Origin of the sequence: Streptomyces sp. NRRL F-6492 (genome assembly GCF_001280125.1) — a bacterium.
Taxonomy (GTDB): domain Bacteria; phylum Actinomycetota; class Actinomycetes; order Streptomycetales; family Streptomycetaceae; genus Streptomyces.
The window spans coordinates 1-781 of sequence record NZ_LGEG01000122.1 but is presented as its reverse complement, the minus strand read 5'-3'; the positions used below and the strand labels follow the sequence as shown (position 1 = coordinate 781).

The 781-nt window shown below is 72.1% G+C and carries 2 protein-coding genes; one reads left to right on the top strand and one right to left on the bottom strand.

All coding sequences use genetic code 11. The annotated features are described in order from the left end of the window. A partial coding sequence (locus tag ADL08_RS11700) for an ATP-binding protein (RefSeq protein ID WP_053669191.1) occupies positions 1-305 on the top strand: 305 nt, incomplete at its 5' end. On the opposite strand, the gene ADL08_RS11695 is transcribed toward ADL08_RS11700, so the two are convergent. Then, positions 283-781: sigma-70 family RNA polymerase sigma factor (locus ADL08_RS11695; protein WP_159043048.1), on the bottom strand; the 499-nt coding region annotated here is incomplete at its 5' end. The genes ADL08_RS11700 and ADL08_RS11695 overlap by 23 nt on opposite strands.

Here is a 781-nt window from a genome sequence, read left to right as displayed (position 1 = left end):
CGGGGGAGGAGCGGGTGGAGGACGTGCTGCTGTTGGTGTCGGAGGTGGTCACCAACGCGTGTCTGCACGCCTCGGGCCCGGAGGAGTTCGTCCTGCGGCGCGGACGGGAGGGGCTGCGGGTGGAGGTCGCCGACGCCAGTCCCGAGCCGCCGCGCGTGCATGCGTCCCGTTCGCCCGCGTTGCCCGGCGGGCACGGCCTGATGGTGCTGGACAAGCTGGCGGGGGCGTGGGGCTACGAGGCCAGGGGCTCGGGGGCGGCGGGGAAGGTGGTCTGGCTGGAGGTCAGCCTGTCGCCCCGTACGTAGCCCCGCTCGCCGTCCCGTTCGCGGGTCCGTCCGCCGGCGCGCTGTCGTCGTTGAGGCCTTCCCTGAGTTCACCGAGGATGCGGGTGAGCAGCCGCGAGACGTGCATCTGCGAGAGTCCGATCCGCCGGCCGATCTCGGCCTGGGTGAGCTCCTCCCCGAAGCGGAGTTCGATGATGTGCCGGTCGCGTTCGTCGAGCCGGTCGAGCAGGGGGCGGAGCGCGGTGAGGGACTCGATCAGTTCGTAGGCGGGCTCGGCGGTCGCCAGGTGGCGGGGCTTCGCGCCGGAGGGGTTGTCGTCGTCGCCGACCGGCGTGTCGAGGGAGCGGGTGGCGTAGCCGTGGGCGGCGAGTTGTCCTTCGGCGATCTCTTCTTCGGTGAGGTGGAGGTGGTGGGCGAGTTCGGTGCGGGTGGGGCGGCGGCCGAGGTGTTGTTCGAGGTGGTCGGCGGTTTTGGCGAGGTCGATGCGGAGTTCCTGG